The following is a 17,777-nucleotide window of genomic DNA, read 5'->3' on the forward strand; positions in this document are numbered from 1 at the left end:
GAACCGATCCCGTCAGCTATCTCCGGCCATTCGTTCGGAGTCGGGGTGCTCACGATCGGTACCGCTCGGCCAGCCGCGCGCGATGGGCGCCCGGTGAGCCGAACAGGTCGCGGTTCAGCGCGGCTCGCTTCAGATAGGCGTGAATGCCGCTCTCCCGCGCGTACCCGACTCCGCCGTGCAGTTGCATCGCCTTACCTGCGATGTCGACCGCCGCGGCGCACGCGTAGGACTTCGCCATCGACGCGGCCGCGCGCACGTCCACCGCCCGGGGCTCCTCAAGAGCGGTCACCGCGGCGGCGACCAGTTCGCGGGCCACGGTGGTCTGGACGAACATGTCCGCGCAGGCGTGCTTGACGGCCTGGAACGAGCCGATGGGACGGCCGAACTGGTGCCTGACCTGGGTGTAGGAGACCGTGGCCTCGAGCATCGCCGCCGCGACGCCGAGGCTGTCGCAGGCGAGCGCCACCGCGGCGCGGTCAAGGAGCCGCTGCACGGCGGCGTGCGGGTCACTGGTGAACGGCCAGACTGCCTGCGACGGCACCTCGGTGCCGTCGGCGTCGACGTCGGCGAGACCGCGCGTCTCGTCCAGTACCGCCCTGGGCGTGACCGTGATCCCGGCGGCTTCCGGGCCGACGGCAGCGATCACCGGCTCACCCCGCCCGTCCCGCCGGGCCGCGACCAGCAGCCGCGAGGCCTCCGCCGCGTCCGGGACGAAGGACGCACGGCCGAACAGCCGCACTCGTCCGTCCGGCCCGCGCTCGAGGCGGAAGGCCGCATCCTCCGTGAGCACCGCCACCGGAACGGCTTCGCCCGCCGACGCCTCGGCGAGCAGGTCGTCCCGGCCGTCGCAGGGCGCGACCGCGCACAGGGCACCGACGCCGAGCACGATCGCGCCCAGATACGGCGCACGGGTGATCGCCCTGCCCAGTTCCTCGGCGATGATCCCGACCTCGGCGAACGTCGCGTCCGCGCCGCCGAGCGCGCCCGGCGCCTCGAGGCCCAGCCACCCCGATGCGGCGAGGACCGGCCAGTCCGCCGCGGCCCCGCGCTCTGCCTTACCGAGCACGGCACGGGCCACCGCGCGCAGCTCGGCGCGGATCTCGGTCGGCTCATCGGCGAAATCGGCCGTCATGCCGACGCCTCCCTCGGCAGGCCGAGTCCGCGCTCGGCGATGATGTTCCGCTGGATCTCGCTCGTTCCGCCGGGAATCGTCCACTCCCACGAGCCGATGTAGTCGAGCATCCAGGCACCGGACTCCCATCCGCTCGACGCCGGCTTGTGCAGCAGCGCGTGCGCGGGCAGGCCGGTGATCTCCGCGCCGAACCCGGTCATCCGCTGCAGCAGTTCGCTGTAGTACAGCTTGACGATCGAGGCGTCGGCCGGGCCCGCACGTCCGCTCTCATGCCGCTCGACCAGGTTCCGACACAGGGCGCGCAATCCGGTGAGCTCGGTCTCGAATCCGGCGAGCCGGTCGGCGGTCAGCGAGTCGGTGAGCAGGCCGAGCCGCTCGCACGCCTCGACCAGCCACCGGAACCCCGCGTTGCCCAACCGCTCGGCGAGTTCGAGCATGGTCAGCCCGCGCTCGGCGCCGAGCGTCGCCTGCGCGACCCGCCAGCCGGTGTTCTCCGCTCCCACGAGGTTCGCCGCGGGGACGGCGACGTCGTTGAGGAAGATCTCGCAGAAGTGGGACTCGCCGACCGCGTTCTGGATCGGGCGGACATCGATGCCGGGCGTGCGCATGTCGAGCAGGAAATAGGAGATGCCGTCCCTCTTGCGCGCGGCCGGATCGGTGCGGGCGAGCAGCAGGCACCAGTCTGCGTAGGCGGCGCCGCTGGCCCACAGTTTCTGACCGGTGACGATGTAGCGGTCGCCGTCGGGCCGGGCGGTGGTGCGCAGCGAGGCCAGGTCCGACCCGGCCTCGGGTTCGGAGAAGCCCTGCGCCCAGATCTCGCCGTCGAGGATGGCCGGCAGGTGCCGGGCGCGCTGCTCCTCGGTCCCGGCCTCCAGCAGTGTGGCCGCCGCGTGGTGGATCGCGACGAACGCCAGCACGAGCCGGGGCGCATCATGTGCGGCGAGCTCCTGGTAGAGCACGGCCTGCTGCGCGAGCGGCATACCGCCGCCCCACCGCGCCGGCCAGTGCGGCACGGCGTAACCGGCTTCGCGCAGTTGCGCGAACCACCACTGCTGGAAGGCGATGTACTCCTCGTCCGGCACGCCGGTCTGCGCCTTCCGCCAGCCGGCCGGGACGTGCTGACGGCACCATTCCTGAACAGCTGATCGGAAGTCGTCGAGATCTGTCTCAGGGGTCGGCATCAGTTCGCTCCCGCTCCTTTCCGCAATGCCAGGACCCGCCTGCGATGCTCGGCGCTCATCATGGTCTGCCGTTCGGCGGCGAAGCCCGCCTGCATCGCGCCCGACAGGGCTTGGGCCAGGTGCATCCCCGCGACCCGCTTGGTGTCACGAAGCGCTTGCGCCGGTTGCCTCGCCAATCGGTGCGCCAGTTCGAGCGCCGATGACAGCAGCTCGTCGGCGGTCACCATCCGGGAGGCGAGCCCCAACTCGACCGCCAGCTGCGCCGGTATCCGGTCACCGGTATAGAGGTACTCGCGCGAGCGGAGGATCGGCGTGAGCAGCGGCCAGAACGCCGCACCGCCGTCCCCGGCGACGAGTCCGACCGAGACGTGCGGATCGGCCAGGAACGCGCGATCGGAGATCAGCACGATGTCGCTGAGCACCGCGACGCTGCAGCCCAGTCCGACGGCCGGACCGTTCACCGCGGTGATCAGCGGCAGCGGGAAACGGAGCAGCTCCTCGATGATCTGTGCGCCCTCGCGCAGGCTCTCATCGCGGGCCACCGGGTCGTCCAGGAAGGACGAGATCCACTCCAGGTCGCCGCCCGCGCTGAACGCGCGGCCCGCCCCGGTGAGCACCACGGCGGCCGCCTCCCTGTCGGCGGACAGCCGCCGCCAGACGTCGGCCAGGGCACGGTGCAACCGTTCGTCGATCGTGTTCAGCTGCTCCGGCCGGTTGAGCGTCACGATTCGAACCGGCCCGTCGCGGGTGACCGTGAGCTCGGCCGGGAGATCGTAACGGTCACTCATGGAACAGGCCCGGGAGTCCCTGCCGGCCGATGTTCTTCACCAGTGCGGACCGTGTCGCCGACAGGCCGAGCGGCAGCCTCCGCAACGGCTGGCTGTAGCGCGACAGCCACGACAGCTGCGTCTCATCGCAGAACCCGATCGCGCCGTGCAGCTGGTGAGCGACCCGGAAGACCACCTCCGCCGCCTCGATCGCCGCCAGCCGCAACGCGAGCGCGTCGGCGACCGCGGACGGCCGGCGGGTGCGGACGGACCACAGCGCGTACTTGCCGAGCATCTCCAGGCCGGCGCGCTCCACCTCGGCCTCGGTGAACTGGAACTGCACTCCCTGGAACGACGACAGCCGCTGACCGAACTGCTCGCGGACCAGCACGTGATCACGCGCCAGATCGAGCGCGCGGTCGAGCATCCCCAGCAGCGTCCAGCACGGGAGGACGAGTCCGAGCGCGAGGTCCCCGGCCCCGTCCCCGGCGGTCGCGGCGATCTCGAGCTCGCCGACGAACGATGTGGTGCGCGGGGGACCGTCCGGCCGGACGGCGGTGACGAGCCCCCGCTGCCCGTCGACCGTCACCGTGGCCCAGCGCAGGTCGAGGCCGGCGACAGCGGCCGCCCGCACCGGTGCCCCCACCACGAGCAGGCCGTCGACCTCCCCGTCCGCGGGACGGGCCAGCCGTTCGGCCACGGGGTAGGCCGCACACCAGTACCCCGAGGCCCGGCAGACGGCCGCGGCCGCTTCCAGGTCATCGCCGTCCGCGCGCGGCTCGAGCTCCCACGCGCCCACCTCGCCGAGCACCGGCGCGTACGCGCTCTCGCGCTTGGCCGGCTCGAGCTCGGCGTCCCGGACGAGCCGGTCACCGCCCGCGTCCGCGAACGCCTGCCGCACCGTGCTCCCGTAGGCGAGGGCCTCCTCACTCAGTTCGACGTTCATGACGCCCTCAGCAGCGAACGCGCCAGCAGGATGCGCTGCATCTCGATGCTGCCCGACGCAATGGTCGATGCCTGCGAATAGCGCCAATGGTCTTCCACCTCGGCGCGGAACCAGTCGCCGTCCGCCCCGGACAGCGTCGCGAGGCCGCGGATGTCCATCAGCACCTCGGCGCTCTCCTGGTCCAGCCTGGTGACGGCGATCCGGTACGCCGCAGCGTCCCCCGGGGTGACCGCGCCCGCATCCTGGAGTGCGATGACGCGGTAGGCGAGCATGCGCGCCCGCCGGCAGTGCACGAGCATCCGCGCCCACCGGACGTGCAGTTCCTCTGGAAGGGCCTCCCACTGCCCGCCGAGGACCTTCGGCGCCGCGAGCAGCAGCCGCTCGCAGCGGGCGTAGCGGGCGATGCCCACGCGTTCGAACGCGAGCACCTCCTGCACGAGCGCCCATCCCTGGTCCACCTCACCAAGCACATCGGCCTCGGTGACCCGCAAGCCGTCGAAGAAGACCTCGTTCAGGTGGTGCGGGCCGAGCATCGCCGGGATCGGCCTGACCTCGATGCCCGGTGCGGACATCGGAACCAGGAAGACCGTGAGGCCCTGCTGCTTCTTCTCCCCCGTTGAGGTCCGGGCGAGCAGGAAGCACCACTGCGCCATCAGGGCGTAGGAGGTCCAGATCTTCTGGCCGGTGACCGACCAGCCGTCGCCGTCGCGCCGGGCCGCGGTGCGCAGCGAGGCCAGATCAGAGCCGGAGTCGGGCTCGCTGAACCCCTGGCACCAGATCACCTCGCCGCGCGCGATGGCGGGCAGATGCCGGCTCCGCTGCTCGGGCGTCCCATGTTTCATGATGGCCGGGCCGACCCAGTTGACGCCCATGTACTGCGCGCCGCGCGGCTCATGGTGCGCCCACATCTCCTCGCGGACCACGGTCTGCTCCCAAACAGAGGCGCCGCGGCCCCCGAACTCCTCCGGCCAGGCCAGGCACAACATGTCCCGCTCGGCCAGCACTCGGCAGAACCGCTGGGCGATCTCCAGATCCGCGGGGTCGTCGGTGAAGGCGCCCAGGAAATCCGCAGGCACATGCTCCGCGACGAGCCGGCGCAGCTCACCACGCAGGGAACCGGCACCCGGTCCCATCTCGAAATCCACAGGCACGATGTCTCGATCCTTGTCATCACTGAAGTAGGAGGCATCGCGAGTATACCCAACCAACCGGTCGATTTGGTACCGTCAAGGAGTCGATGACCGATCTACCGCGACCGAGCCGACCTCCCCACTGCGGGTCGAACCTGTGGTGGACGTCCGCCACCGCACCCCATTCCAGGAGAGCCCGACCACAGTCTGTTCTCAGAGGAATGGTTGGGTACGAGAACCACCCGCACACTCGCAGGCCGGGCGGAAGCCGCACGACGAACCCCGCCGGCCCGGCACGGACTCAGGCGACAAGAGGGGCGTGAAGTTACCGTGACAGCAGATGCACGAGTGAACGCTCTTCGTAATTACGTCCTCATGTCGCACTTTCCTGCTGTTCAAAGGCATAGGGGACCAAATATGTTGGTCCTGCTAGCGATTGAGGGTGCCCAGGTCGACGGGCAACTGGGCGCCGGTGATGTACTTGCCCTCGTCGGACGCCAGGAACACCACGATGTTCGCGATGTCCTCCGGCTCGACCATCTCGTAGGGCAGCGCCGGCATGTAGATGGGGCCCAGCAGCGGGGCCTGCTCCAGCAGTTCCCTCATCGAGCCGTCGGTCATCCCGGTCCGGACACCGTTCGGATGGACGGTGTTGACCCGGATGTCGTGCTCGCCCAACTCGTTGGCCAGCACCTTCGCCAGGCCCACGACGCCGTGCTTGGACGAGGCGTAGTGCGCGAGGAACGGCAGCCCCTTAAGGCCCGCCACCGAGCTGGTGATGATGATCGAACCGCCCTGGCCCTGCTCGATGAGCGTCGGCACGGTGGCCTTGACCGTCTTCCACACCCCGGTGAGGTTGGTGTCGATGACGTCCTGCCACTGCTCCTCGTCCAACTCCCAGGTACGCCCACAGTTGACGATGCCGGCGTTGGCCACCACCACGTCCAGCCGGCCGAGTTCCGCCAGGCCGTCCCGAGCCGCAGCCTCCAACTCACTCAGGTTCCGGACATCGGCCTTGCGCGCCACGGCCCGCCGCCCCTGAGCCTCCACGAGCCTGACCGTCTCGTCGAGATCGGCCTGTGTGGAGGCGTCGTAGCGGACGAACCCGCTCGCCGGCCCCGCGATGTCGGTCACGATGACGTCCGCGCCTTCGGCGGCCAACCGCACGGCCTCCGCCCGTCCCTGCCCTCGCGCCGCTCCGGTGATGAACGCGACCTTGCCCGCCAGACGCCCCATGTGCCCCTCCGCGTTGCTTTGATCTCGGAGTCCGAGCGAACGGGCCGGTGGGACTCCGTACGACTCGGCCTCGGTTTCGGCGTGCCGCCGCGCTCACTCGAACAACTCGTAGGAGCGATCCGCCTTGCCCCGCCGGCCGCCGACGTACCCGCCGCGCTCGGTCGTCTTCTCCCACTCCGGGCCGTCGAAGTGGTTCCGGGTCCAGTCGGATACGACGACCCGTCGGACGATTCCCCACTCTCCATCCCGTTTCTCGAGCTCGTCGAGGTAGCGCCCTGACATGATCGCGAGCTCGGGACGGCCGTTGTCCATGTGCGGGTGGCAGGCCAGGAAATAGACCTCGGCCCGGGCCTTGTCGCCGTCCAGCTCGATGTAGTGGTTGGTGATGTGGTGGTTGCCTACGGCGTCCCACACGGTCCTTGCGCCATCGACGACGACATGCGCGAAGTCGACGCCGGGCCCGTCGAACGGCCCGTGGTGGTCGGTACCGCCTTCCGCATAAACGGATTGAAGGAGCTCGAGGTCGGCGCGGTCCACTCCACGGGCGTAGCGGTAGAGCAACTGCCTGATCTCCTCGTGGTCACGCAGCCGTTCCAGCTCCCGCTTGAGCGATGCGAACTCGTCATCCATGGCCACCTGTCCAGACGATCGGTCGTGCGCGATTTTAACCTACCAACTAGATGGTTGAAATACCAGCGGCTCCCGCACTGCCGAGGTGCGACATGCCCGAACCTCCCACCCTCAGACCCGCCGACCCCGGGCCCCGCCGCAGAGTTTTGTCTGCTCTCACAGCACCAGACGCATCCGGACGGAGCCGCGTCCACGAGGCCCACGTCAAGTGGACTCTCCTCGCCGAGGTGACCGATGCCGCGAAGATCTCGCCGACGGACACTTGTCACCAACCATCTGGTTGATTATAAAGAGGTGATGCACCTGCCGGGGCAGGGTGGGAGGCGGAGATCGGAGGGTCGCGTGGATCTGGAGCTGAACCCAGAACAGCGCGATGTAGCGGCTGCCTTTGAGCAGGTCCTCGAGCGGGAATCATCCGCCGAGCGCGTGCGAGCCGCTGAGGATGCGGGCTACGACCCGGCGCTGTGGAAAGTTCTATCGGCCATGGGCGCGGTCGGCGTGGCCGTCCCCGAAGCCGTCGGCGGCAGCGGAAAGGGCGTCCTGGAACTCGGTCTTCTGGCCGAGAGCCTCGGACGGCACCTGGCCTGCGCTCCCTTGGTGGAGGCCGCAACGGCGGCGATGCTGCTGGCGGATGCCCGCGGCCAGGACGCGACGCTGTCGGAGGCCCTGGCCGGAGGCGCGCCGATCGTCTTCTGCCCGCGCCCCGCGGTCGACGGCTCCGTGATCCTCGTGCCCGGCGGAGGCGGGGCTCAGGCGGTCGTCGCGCTCGACGCTGATCACCTCGTCCTCGCGCGAGGAGCGCCACCGAAGGCGCAGGGGGATCTCGGCTTCCTGGCCTGTGCCGACCGGCCGCTCAGGGGGGCCGCCATCGAGCGGACGGTCGTCGCGCGTGGGGAGCACGCTCGGCGGTTGTGGCGGATCGCACTGGGCCGGTGGCGCCTTGGTACGGCGGCCACACTGGTCGGCGTGGCCGAACAGGCGCTCGCGACAGCGGTCCGCTACGCCAAGGCACGCGAACAGTTCGGGGTCCCGATCGGGTCTTTCCAGGCGATCCAGCATTTGCTGGCCCAGATCGTGATGGCCGTGGACGGCGCGCGCCTCCTGGTGCGGGAGACCTCCTGGCGTCACGACACCACGGCCGCGGAATGGCGTGACGCGGCGGACATCGCCTTCGCGCACGCCGCGGAGACGGCCGTGAGAGCCGCCGAGGCATGCCTCCATGTGCACGGCGGCTACGGCTACACCCTGGAGTACGACGCCCAGCTTTACCTTCGCCGAGCCAAGGCGCTTCAACTACAGGGCGGGGACCCAGAAGTGATCTGGGAGGCGATCGGCGCCGCGACCATGAGGAGGATGCACTGATGGATTTCGCCACCGACCGCGAGACCGAGTCCCTCAGGGAGGAGGTACGCGCGTTCGTTCGCGACCACCTGTCCTCCGGCGTGCGCGAGCGGGTCTCGTCCACGGGCGATTACCACGACCAGCAGTTTCACAGGGCACTCGCCGAGCGGGGGTGGGTGGGCGCTCACTGGTCGGTGGAAGAGGGCGGTCGCGGCTGGGACCGCAACAAGACGGACGTCATCTACGAAGAGCTTGCCTCCGCGGGCGCTCCGACCGAGGGCTCGGCGATCACCCAGATCGTGGGCGAGGCCATCCGGCGCGTCGGCACCGCGGAGCAGAGGGAGCGGTTGCTCGCACCGATCTGCCGCGGCGAGGTGTTGCTGGCGCTCGGATATACCGAACCCGGCTCGGGCTCGGACCTGGCCTCGGTCCGCACCCGGGCGTCCCGCGACGGCGAGGGCTGGACCATCGATGGCCAGAAGATCTTCACCACCCTCGGCAACAGGGCGGACTACGTCTTCCTCCTCGCGCGCACCGACCCGGCCGCCCCGAAGCACACGGGCCTCACGACCTTCCTGGTCCCGACCGCCTCCGAAGGCTTCTCCGTAGCGCCGATCTTCACGCTGAGCGGCCAGCGGACCAACGTCACCTACTACTCCGATGTCCGCGTCGGTGACGAGGCGCGGGTCGGTGAGGTGGGGCAGGGCTGGGAGATCGTCAATGTCGCCCTCGCCTTCGAGCGCGGCGGCGAGTTCGCGGCGCAGTTGCGTCGGCTCGTCAACGCCGCGGTGGCTTGGGGACAAGACGAAGAACTCGGAGGCGAGGCGCGTTTCCTGATTCGGATCGGCCGAGCGGTCGCCTCGGCCGAAGTCTCCCGTCTGCTCGGTGTCCAGGCCTCATGGTCACGGACCGGCGCCAGGGCGGGTGCCGTCGAAGGGGCGATGGCCAAGGTCTACGGCACCGAGGCCCTGATCCGCGAGAGCCGGGCACTGCTCGACGCGACCGGCGTCCAGGGGGTCCGGAACCGCGGCGTGGCCGGGGCGGCGGCCGGCGGGGAGCTCCAGCACCTCTACCGGGAGTCGCAGATCGCGACGATCTACGGCGGCACCTCCGAGGTACTGCTCACGGCCATTGCACAGCAGAGACTCGGACTGCCGCGAGGGCGACGCCGACCCACCCCGCAACGCGAACGGTCAGGCGAACTCGAACAATGAAGCCAGCTCTATAAGAGGAACACGGATGAGTATGTCGGAGTTCGACTGGAACCTGGCCACGGTGTGGGAGACCATCGCCGAGGAGGTCCCGAACGCTCCCGCCCAGGTACACGGCGAGCGCGCGTTCTCGTGGGCCGACTTCGATGAGCGCTCGAACGGCCTGGCCGCCGCCCTGCTGGACGACCGGGCGAGCAGGGATGACCGGGTCGCGCTGTACCTGCGCAACAGCCCGGAGTACATGGAGGTCCAGCACGCGGCCTTCAAGATCGGAATTCCGGCGGTCAACACCAACTACCGGTACCGGGACGAAGAACTGCGCTACCTCTTCGAGGACGCCGACGTGACCTCCGTCGTGTTCCATGGCTCTTTCACCGAGACCATGGAGGGCATCCGTCCGAGGTCGCCCAGCCTGCGCCGGTTCATCCATGTCGACGACGGGACGGAACCCTGCCCGGACTGGGCCGTCCCCTACGAGCAGGCGGCCGCCTCGGCGGCCGGGCAGGTGCGCTCGCCCTGGGGGCGTAGCGGCGAGGACCTGTTCCTGCTCTACACCGGCGGCACAACCGGGATGCCCAAGGGCGTCATGTGGCGGGTAGAGGACATGCTGCGCCAGGTCAACGATGTCGCCGAGGTGTCTTTCGACCTTGGCGACGCGGTCGCCAGCATCCGCGCCTCGCTCTCCCGATCTCGTCCGGTGCACGTCTCCTGCAGCCCGATGATGCACGGTAGCGGCTGGTTCGGGGCGGTCATCGCGATGCATCAGGGCGGCACGGTCGCGTCACTCGTGCAGCCGAGCCTGGACCCGGCGGAACTCCTCGACCTGATCGACCGCCTCCGGGTGTCCAGCCTCACCATCGCCGGTGAGGTGTTCGCTCGCCGGATCCTGGCGATGCTTGAACAGCATCCCGAGCGCTGGGACAGCACGTCCATCCGCGACGTCCTCACCTCGGGCGGCATGCTGAGCGAAGCGAGCAAGCGCAGCCTCCTGGAGCACTGGCCGCAAGCCTCGATACTCGACGGGTTCTCCTCATCCGAGGGCTTCGGAATGGGATGGTCGGTGGCCACCAAGGAGGACATCCCACCCACCGGCAGGTTCAGGCCGGGGAGGAACCTACGCGTACTGGACGAGGAAGGTCGTCGCAGGGTCCGGAGTCGTCGGCAGGCTCGTCCTGAGCGACAGGTTGCCCCTCGGCTACTACAAGGACCCGGAAAAGACCCAGCGCACCTTCCCGATGATCGACGGCGTACCATCGGCGGTCCCCGGCGACCACGCCATCGTGCTCGAAGACGGCACCATCCAGTTGATGGGCCGGGATTCCCTCTGCATCAACTCCGGCGGCGAGAAGATCTTCACCGAAGAGGTCGAGGCGGTCATCCTCGATCACGCGGCGGTCAGCGACGTTCTGGTCGTTGGAATCCCCGACCCGGAGTGGGGTCAGATCGTGGCCGCCATCATCAGCCTTGAGCCAGGACGGTCACTCGCACCCAACGACGTGATCTCGCATGTTAAGGGCCGGCTCGCCGGCTACAAGGCGCCGAAGCGCGTCGTCTTCGTCGACGTCGTCCCGCGCGGTCCCAACGGGAAGGCCGACTACCGCGCCGCGCGCCAACTGGCGGAGGCCGACCGGCATCCGATGCTGTGACCTTGCGCTCGCCATCGGCGTAAGTCGAGCGGCATGCCGGTACTCGCCCGCTTTCCGTCCAGACGACAGTGCCCTGGGATGTCCGGTCGTCGTGCATCGGCCCTGACGTTCATTCAGCCCGTGCCGAACGTGCGTGCCCTCCTCGAAGGAGAACCATGGAAAGACCTCTTACCCTGACCGAGGCCGCCGAGGCACTGCGCTCTGGGGCGGTGACGAGCGTCCGGTTGACCGAGGAGGCTCTCGCTGCGGCCGACCGGTATGACGGCGAACTCGGCACATACCTGGCACGGTTCGACGATTACGCCCTGAAGCAGGCCGAACGCGCTGACCGGGAACTGGCCGCAGGCATCGACCGGGGTCGGTTGCAGGGGGTCCCCTTCGGGGTCAAGGACATCTTCGCGATGGCGGAAGGGCCGACCACGGTGCAGAGTCTCGTCCTGGACCGGATTGGGGGGCCGGCCGGGACGCACCGGTCGTCACCCGGCTCAAGGAAGCCGGTGCGGTGATCACGGGGAAGACCACCACACTGGAGTTCGCGTGCAGGATGCCGGACCCGTCGAAGCCGTTCCCGATGCCACGCAACCCGTGGGACACCGCGACCTGGGCCGGGGGTTCCAGCTCCGGAACGGGCAACGGGATCGCCGCCGGGCTGTTCTTCGCGGGGCTCGGCACCGACACCGGGGGCAGCATCGGCATTCCGGCGGCGTTCTGCGGGGTTACCGGGCTGATGCCGACGTTCGGCCGGGTGCCGAAGTCGGGTGTGGTGCCGCTCGGCTACAGCCTGGACCACGCCGGCCCGCTGGCGCGCAGCGCCCGTGACTGCGCCGCCGTTCTCGACGTCATCTCCGGACCGCATGCCGACGGCCGCGATTGCGTCGACCTGCCGCTTCCCACGCCGGCATTCGACGGGACACTGGAGGGGATGCGCATCGGCGTCGTCCGTGAAGGCCACTTCCCCGAACAGGCCGACCCGGCTCTCGCACCCGCCTTCGATACGGCGCTGGAGGTCATGGCCGGCCTCGGCGCGACGCTAGTCGAGGCGGCACTGCCCTACTGGACGGAGATGGCCACCGCCCACGCCGTGACGATGTGCGCCGAGGCGTTCGCCTACCACCGCAACGATCTGGTGGGTCGATGGGGCGACTACTTCGCCTCGACCCGGACGATGCTGGCGCTGGGCGCGATGGTCACCGGAGCCGACCACGTGCAGGCGCAGCGCGTCCGGCAGGTCACGCAGGACGCCGTGGCGCGGATGTTCGGCGACGTCGATGTGATCGTCTGCCCCACCACCGCCATCGGTGCCCCGCGGTATGACGACCTCTTCGACAAGGACGGCCGGATCCAGAACGAGTGGCTCTACGCGCTGATCTTCACCACCTATTGGGACTGCGTCGGCAACCCCGTGCTGGCCGCCCCGATGGGCGCGACCGCGGCCGGGCTGCCGCTGTCGATCCAGTTCGCGGGGCCGGCGTTCGGTGAGGCCGACCTGCTCGGCGCGGCCGACGCCTTCCAGCGGGTCACTGACTGGCACCGCCGCGTCCCCGCGCTGGTCACCCCCTGACCGCGAGAGTCCCCTTTCACACGACCAGGCCGCTCAAGCGCTCTTTGGAGGATCCCCGTGACCGAAACCGATCTCCCCCCTCTGCCGCCCGCCATTGACCCTCGCGTCCTCGCCGAGGTCGGCCTCTTGCTCTCCCGCGCCCGGCTACCACTGTCGGCGGTCGAACTGGCGGAGCTCGCCGCCTCCTATCCGCTCCAGCAGGCGGGTATCGAGGCACTGTACGCCGTCCCCGAAGCCCGCTGCGTCGAACCGACGCTGCGGTTCCGCGCCGACGGCCGTCCGCCCGGCCAGGCCACCTGAAGAGCCCAGACGCCTGTGATGGCGCGGGTCATGACGCCGAGCCGACCTCGCCGAAGGCTCGAAACAACATTGCAGGGCCATCGGGGCCGTGACAGTGCTGAACAGCCCCGACCATCACTTCGGCCGCGGAGCACGCCAGCCCGAGCGGCCCGACGGGGCGACAACCTCAGAACCGATCGGCAGCCGACTCACGCATGCGCTCTTTGGGGACGAGGCGATTTCCGAGGCAAGAACTCAGTCCCTGCGGTCTCGCACGCGTGAAGCCCAGTGCTTCGCGACTTCGAACCACCTCAAGGAGCAGCAGGTCCTCGCAGACCTCTTTCGCCGCTCACCGGCCCTGAAGGTCAGCCAACGCTGGTCCAGCGCCACGGCGACACCGTGTTGCGCCCCACCGGACATGGCCCCGGCCGCACACGCCCTGCTTGACCACTGAGAGGCCGTCGGCTTCACCGGAAGCCCCCGCGTGGTCGGCCGTGAGGTCCTGACCTACATCGACGGCTACTTTCGACAACCGCTCGATTACGGTGGGCGGTTCCAGTGTGGTCACCGAGCGTCCGGTCGGGGGGCCACCTTCCACCGAAAGCCGATCACCACCACACTCACAGGCATTCGGGCAGTCCCCTCCTCGACCAGCTTAGGGGCTTGGTCCGAGTTTAGATGGTCTTGAGGGATCTCATCCTTGCCGCATCCGCTGCGATTGCGCAGCCATCCGTAGCTTGGTGGTGATGCGCTGTGAAGGGGAACTGACTGTGCACGAGATGCCCAAGGGCCCTGGGTGGTTGCACTGGGTCGATCTGGCAAGTCCAGACGCCGCGACATCCAAGAGCTTCTACTGCGAGTTGTTCGGCTGGTCCGTCTACACCCTGACTGCGCCTGGTTACGGCGATTACAACATCTTCACTCTGGACGATGTGCACGGTCCGGAGGTCGCCGGGATGCAGATGCTCACCGACGACTCGCAGCCGCCGTCGTGGACGTGCTATTTCCGCGTCGACGACCTTCAGGGCACCGTCGACACCATCGTCTCCCAGGGCGGGCAGGAGCTCGTTCCGCCGACTGATTGGGCCGGTCTTGCGGACATGGCACTGTGCGCAGACTCCCAGGGAGTCGATTTCGGTATCGCGAAGCCTGGCCTGATCAAGGGCCTCGGCGCCACCAATCAACCGTCGGCGGTTTGCTGGGTAGAACTGGCGGCCCGAGATGTCAGCGAGGGACGCCGCTTCTACACCGAGGTGTTCGGCTGGCGTGCTACTGACCGTGATTACTCCGGATCGGTCTACACCACCTGGAAGGTCGATGATTGGTCGATCGGCGGCATGGCCCTGATGGACGACGCTTGGCCAAGCCAGTACCCGGCGCAGTGGACGCCGTGCTTCTGGGTGACCGACTGCGATGCCACCGCCGCCAGGGCCACCGAGCTGGGCGCCGCCGTCGGCGTCCCGCCCACCGACATCCAACCTGGTAGGTTCTCGAAACTGACCGATCCCACCGGAGCGCCCTTTGCCGTTATCACCCCCGTCCGAACACCGGGGCCTGACCAGCGCTCGGATCCTGGGAGGTGAACAGCCGGCGGCCGTGCCTTGCGTACGGTTTGGGCGCTGAGCCGTGAGCCGACACGGCTGCCGCGTTGAACGGCCGTCCTCGGTGAAGTACAAGGGACCGGGCGGCGCGGTTGCCGAAAACCTCGTCCGCGCAGGTTGAAGCCCACCGGGCTCGGTGAAGTCCTTGATGTGCCCTGTGTTCGGTGAGGTCGGCTTACTGGAATCCTCATGTCTTTGATCATGAGGAGAGACGCAGGATGCCCGGGAGCTATCTCCCCGAGTTCCGTCGCGAGGTGCTGGACCTGGTCAAGGCCGGACGGCCGGTCCGGCAGGTGGCTGCGGACCTGCAGATGCCGAGCCAGACCATCTACGTATGGCTCCGTCAGGACCGCATCGATGCCGGTATGGAGCCGGGGCTGACCTCGGCCGACCAGGCCGAGCTGGTGGCGGCCCGGCGCCGGATCGCGCAGTTGGAGGACGAGCCGGCAGTGACGCGGCGGGCGATCGAGTTGGTGAAGCAGGCGGTGCCCCCAAAAGACGGTTCGAAGTGATCGCGGTGATGGCCGGCGAGGGGCTGCCGATCAAGGTGTGCTGCCGGGTGCTGTGCGTGTCGGAGTCGGGGTTCCACATGTGGCGCAAGCGCCCGCCGTCACCGCGGGCGATCCGGCACGCCTGGCTCACCGAGCAGATCCGCCGCGTGCACGCCGACTCCCGCGGCACCTACGGCGGCAAGCGCGTGCACGCCGAGCTCACCCTCGGCCCGGGCACCGCCGTCGGGCACGGAGCAGTGGAGATGCTGATGCGCCGCGCCGGCCTGCGTGGTCTTCCCGGCAGCCGGCGGCGGCGCCTGACCCACCAGACGCCGACCGCGGCCGACCTGGTGGATCGCCAGTTCACCCGCAGCGAGCCGGATGAGCTGTGGGTTACCGAGATCACCGAGCATCCCACCCGGGAGGGCAAGGTGTACTGCTGCATGGTGCTGGACGCCTTCTCCCGCAAGGTGGTCGGCTGGTCGATCGACTCCGCGCAGACCTCGACGCTGGTCACCAACGCGCTCGGCACGGCCATCCAGAACCGCCGACCCGCACCCGGCACCATGATCCACTCCGATCACGGGGTGCAGTTCACCTCCTGGGCCTTCACCGAGCGCGCCAAGGCCTCCGGCCTGGTCGCCTCGATGGGTTCGATCGGAGACTGCTTCGATAACGCGGTGATCGAGTCGTTCTGGGGCCGGATGCAGGTCGAGCTCCTCAACCGGCAGCGCTGACACACCCGGATCGAGCTCGCCAACGCGATCTTCGAGTACCTGGAGATCTTCCACAACCGCCGACGCCGCCACAGCGCCCTGGGGATGCTCAGCCCAGTCGAGTACGAAAGACCCCACTCAGCCCAACTGCTCGCATGAGATTCCGGTATCCCGACACCACGGATCTCGGGACACATCAGAGCCTCCACCGAACCCGGCGCGGTTCAGGCGGGCTTGTTGTGGTTCCGTCAGAGTCTCCGATCGTTAGCGCCGGTGATCCCGGGGCCCAGCGCCGTCGCTGTCGTGGCTGAAGACCCCTCTCTCCGCCGCCAGTGGTCCGTTCGCCCGTGACCGGCCTAGACCGAGAACACGTTGCGGTGCCCCAGGGAGGCCGAGGCCCGTCCGCGATCTTCAGGGGGGTCCCTTGCGGTCATTTCCTAGAACCCGTGCTCCTTGCCAATGAAGTCCTCCGTAGGCCACTTCCCTGGGCTGCGTTGGCGCGACCGGAAATGGTCCAGGGCAGTGGCCTTCAGGGGCAGTGGGAGGTTCCTAGGAGCTAATCCGCATCGAGTAGGGCTCGGAGCGCTGCGGTGGGAACTCGATAACAAGTGCCGATGCGAATGACCTTGCACGGGAAGTCGCCGTGCTTGGCGAGGTGATAGGCGTATGTGCGGGAGAGACCGAGCGCGCGGGCGGCCGTGGTGATGTCGATGACGGTCGGCAGCTCGGCGAGATCGGCGTGTTTCATGGTCTGCATTAACGCAACCTCCGTGGGCTTGGCTTGAGTGTTCAGGCAAGTGATGGGTTAGATGCGGAGTGAGCCACGTTGAGATGGGCACAGCGGAACGGCTAGTTGAGCGTGGGCATGGCCCTCCGGTCAGGCCGAGATGCGGGGTGTGCTGGGGCGGGTGGCGCCGATGTATTGGTGTTCGCGGTAGGGGTTGCCGGTGAATTGGGAGATGCGGACGATGTCGCCGGTCTGGGGGGCGTGGATCATCTGGCCGTGGCCGTAGTAGAGGCCGACGTGGTGGATGGTCGCTGGGTTGCGGGTGTCGGTGGCGAAGAACAGCAGGTCGCCGGGGCGTAGCTGGGTGCGGAGGATGTGGGGTCCGGCGTTGTATTGGGCGGCGGCGACGCGTGGGAGTTGGGTGCCGGCTTTGGCCCAGGCGTATTGGGTGAGGCCGGAGCAGTCGAACCCTTTGGTGCCGGCGCCTTGGCGATGCCGTAACTCGGGCCTGTCGGGCCGCCGCCGCCCCAGGAGTAGGGGGTGCCGAGCCAGTGCAGCGCGGCGCGTACCGCGATGGCGCCGCTTCCGCTGGCGGCGGGTACGGGGGCGGCGTAGGCGGCGGCTTGGTCGAGGACTTTGTGGACGTACCAGTCGGCGTGGTTGTACTGCCAGATCGCGTGGTAGAGGTGCAGGCCGCCTTGGCCGGCGTGGTGGGCGCACAGGTAGTGGGCGGCGCCGTGGATGGCGTCGGCGGGGTTGTAGCGGTCGGTGTGTCCGTCGTGGTCGCCGTCGACCCCGTAGGTGGCCCACGTGCCGGCGAGGAACTGCATGGGCCCGCCGGCGCCCACGCTGTTCTGCCCGGTGTGGATGCCGGGCGCGGTGGAGCGGCCGTGGTCGGACTCGACCTTGCCGACCGCGGCCAGGCCGTTCCAGCCCAGACCAGGGCAGGTTTGCGCGGCGTCGAGGTACCAGCGCAGGTAGGACGGCGGGATGTCGGTGCGGGCGAGCCGGCTGGGTGCTCCCGCCGCTGACCCGGCGCCGACGGCCGGGGCCTGTTGCCCGGCCAGGAGCAGCACGAGGGAGAGCGGGAGCGCGATCAGGGCGGCGCAGGCGGTGGCGGCGGCCTTCACCGGGTGGGCCGCCGCGTGCTTGGGTGGCTAGGAGGTGCTGGTGTCGGTGGGG

Annotated in this window: 17 protein-coding genes and 2 pseudogenes; 9 read left to right on the forward strand and 10 right to left on the reverse strand. The window is 69.1% G+C overall.

The window, feature by feature from the left end:
- Window positions 1–49: 49 nt before the first annotated feature.
- The 7 genes from ABD296_RS24130 to ABD296_RS24160 all read right to left on the reverse strand — a co-directional run bounded on the left by ABD296_RS24130 (window position 50) and on the right by ABD296_RS24160 (window position 7,022).
- Complete coding sequence (locus ABD296_RS24130) at window positions 50–1,132, reverse strand: acyl-CoA dehydrogenase family protein (protein WP_344271176.1); 1,083 nt, start codon at window positions 1,130–1,132, stop codon at window positions 50–52.
- Window positions 1,129–2,313, reverse strand: a complete 1,185-nt coding sequence (locus tag ABD296_RS24135) for an acyl-CoA dehydrogenase family protein (protein ID WP_344271179.1) — start codon at window positions 2,311–2,313, stop codon at window positions 1,129–1,131. Before ABD296_RS24135 ends, ABD296_RS24130 begins: the two co-directional genes overlap by 4 nt.
- On the reverse strand, window positions 2,313–3,101 hold the full coding sequence (locus tag ABD296_RS24140) for an enoyl-CoA hydratase/isomerase family protein (protein WP_344271182.1): 789 nt from the start codon (window positions 3,099–3,101) through the stop codon (window positions 2,313–2,315). Before ABD296_RS24140 ends, ABD296_RS24135 begins: the two co-directional genes overlap by 1 nt.
- Window positions 3,094–4,026: an acyl-CoA dehydrogenase family protein gene (locus ABD296_RS24145; RefSeq protein WP_344271185.1), complete on the reverse strand. Its 933-nt coding sequence runs from the start codon at window positions 4,024–4,026 to the stop codon at window positions 3,094–3,096. The genes ABD296_RS24140 and ABD296_RS24145 overlap by 8 nt, the downstream gene beginning before the upstream one ends.
- Window positions 4,023–5,177: an acyl-CoA dehydrogenase family protein gene (locus tag ABD296_RS24150; RefSeq protein ID WP_344271187.1), complete on the reverse strand. Its 1,155-nt coding sequence runs from the start codon at window positions 5,175–5,177 to the stop codon at window positions 4,023–4,025. Before ABD296_RS24150 ends, ABD296_RS24145 begins: the two co-directional genes overlap by 4 nt.
- 408 nt (window positions 5,178–5,585) lie before the next feature.
- Entirely contained in the window at window positions 5,586–6,392 is an 807-nt protein-coding gene (locus tag ABD296_RS24155) for a mycofactocin-coupled SDR family oxidoreductase (RefSeq protein ID WP_344271190.1), read from the reverse strand.
- 93 nt (window positions 6,393–6,485) lie between these two features.
- Window positions 6,486–7,022 (reverse strand): nuclear transport factor 2 family protein, encoded by a 537-nt coding sequence (locus tag ABD296_RS24160; protein ID WP_344271220.1) that lies wholly within the window; start codon window positions 7,020–7,022, stop codon window positions 6,486–6,488.
- 342 nt (window positions 7,023–7,364) lie between these two features.
- On the opposite strand from ABD296_RS24160, the gene ABD296_RS24165 reads away from it, so the two are divergent.
- From ABD296_RS24165 to ABD296_RS50650, 9 genes and pseudogenes are all read left to right on the forward strand, one after another.
- Window positions 7,365–8,384 (forward strand): acyl-CoA dehydrogenase family protein, encoded by a 1,020-nt coding sequence (locus ABD296_RS24165; RefSeq protein ID WP_344271193.1) that lies wholly within the window; start codon window positions 7,365–7,367, stop codon window positions 8,382–8,384.
- Window positions 8,384–9,577 carry an acyl-CoA dehydrogenase family protein gene (locus tag ABD296_RS24170; protein WP_344271196.1) on the forward strand — a complete coding sequence of 398 codons (1,194 nt, stop codon included), beginning with the start codon at window positions 8,384–8,386 and terminating at the stop codon, window positions 9,575–9,577. The genes ABD296_RS24165 and ABD296_RS24170 overlap by 1 nt, the downstream gene beginning before the upstream one ends.
- A gap of 31 nt (window positions 9,578–9,608) precedes the next feature.
- Window positions 9,609–11,042 carry an AMP-binding protein gene (locus ABD296_RS24175; protein ID WP_344271198.1) on the forward strand — a complete coding sequence of 478 codons (1,434 nt, stop codon included), beginning with the start codon at window positions 9,609–9,611 and terminating at the stop codon, window positions 11,040–11,042.
- The gene (locus ABD296_RS24180; protein ID WP_344271224.1) at window positions 10,993–11,220 is read left to right on the forward strand and encodes an AMP-binding enzyme; all 228 of its coding nucleotides are present in this window, start codon (window positions 10,993–10,995) and stop codon (window positions 11,218–11,220) included. The genes ABD296_RS24175 and ABD296_RS24180 overlap by 50 nt, the downstream gene beginning before the upstream one ends.
- A gap of 155 nt (window positions 11,221–11,375) precedes the next feature.
- Window positions 11,376–11,726, forward strand: a complete 351-nt coding sequence (locus tag ABD296_RS24185; RefSeq protein ID WP_344271200.1) for an amidase family protein — start codon at window positions 11,376–11,378, stop codon at window positions 11,724–11,726.
- Window positions 11,723–12,781 (forward strand): amidase, encoded by a 1,059-nt coding sequence (locus ABD296_RS24190; RefSeq protein ID WP_344271203.1) that lies wholly within the window; start codon window positions 11,723–11,725, stop codon window positions 12,779–12,781. The genes ABD296_RS24185 and ABD296_RS24190 overlap by 4 nt, the downstream gene beginning before the upstream one ends.
- A 57-nt stretch (window positions 12,782–12,838) precedes the next feature.
- A complete protein-coding gene (locus tag ABD296_RS24195; protein WP_344271206.1) occupies window positions 12,839–13,081 on the forward strand; it encodes a hypothetical protein in 243 nt (80 codons plus the stop codon).
- 758 nt (window positions 13,082–13,839) lie between these two features.
- On the forward strand, window positions 13,840–14,643 hold the full coding sequence (locus ABD296_RS24200) for a VOC family protein (RefSeq protein WP_344271226.1): 804 nt from the start codon (window positions 13,840–13,842) through the stop codon (window positions 14,641–14,643).
- A gap of 236 nt (window positions 14,644–14,879) precedes the next feature.
- Window positions 14,880–16,027 (forward strand): annotated as a pseudogene (locus ABD296_RS50650) (IS3 family transposase).
- Between the two features lie 397 nt (window positions 16,028–16,424).
- Here ABD296_RS50650 and ABD296_RS24215 read toward each other — a convergent pair.
- The 3 genes and pseudogenes from ABD296_RS24215 to ABD296_RS24225 form a co-directional block, all read right to left on the reverse strand.
- Entirely contained in the window at window positions 16,425–16,625 is a 201-nt protein-coding gene (locus ABD296_RS24215; protein WP_344271215.1) for a helix-turn-helix transcriptional regulator, read from the reverse strand.
- A 120-nt stretch (window positions 16,626–16,745) separates the two neighbouring features.
- A complete protein-coding gene (locus ABD296_RS24220; RefSeq protein WP_344271229.1) occupies window positions 16,746–17,315 on the reverse strand; it encodes a C40 family peptidase in 570 nt (189 codons plus the stop codon).
- A pseudogene (locus ABD296_RS24225) lies at window positions 17,228–17,725 on the reverse strand (lytic transglycosylase domain-containing protein); the annotation flags it as partial. The gene ABD296_RS24220 and the pseudogene ABD296_RS24225, both read right to left, overlap by 88 nt.
- Window positions 17,726–17,777 lie beyond the last annotated feature (52 nt).

The organism is Actinomadura napierensis, assembly GCF_039529375.1.
GTDB lineage: Bacteria > Actinomycetota > Actinomycetes > Streptosporangiales > Streptosporangiaceae > Spirillospora > Spirillospora napierensis.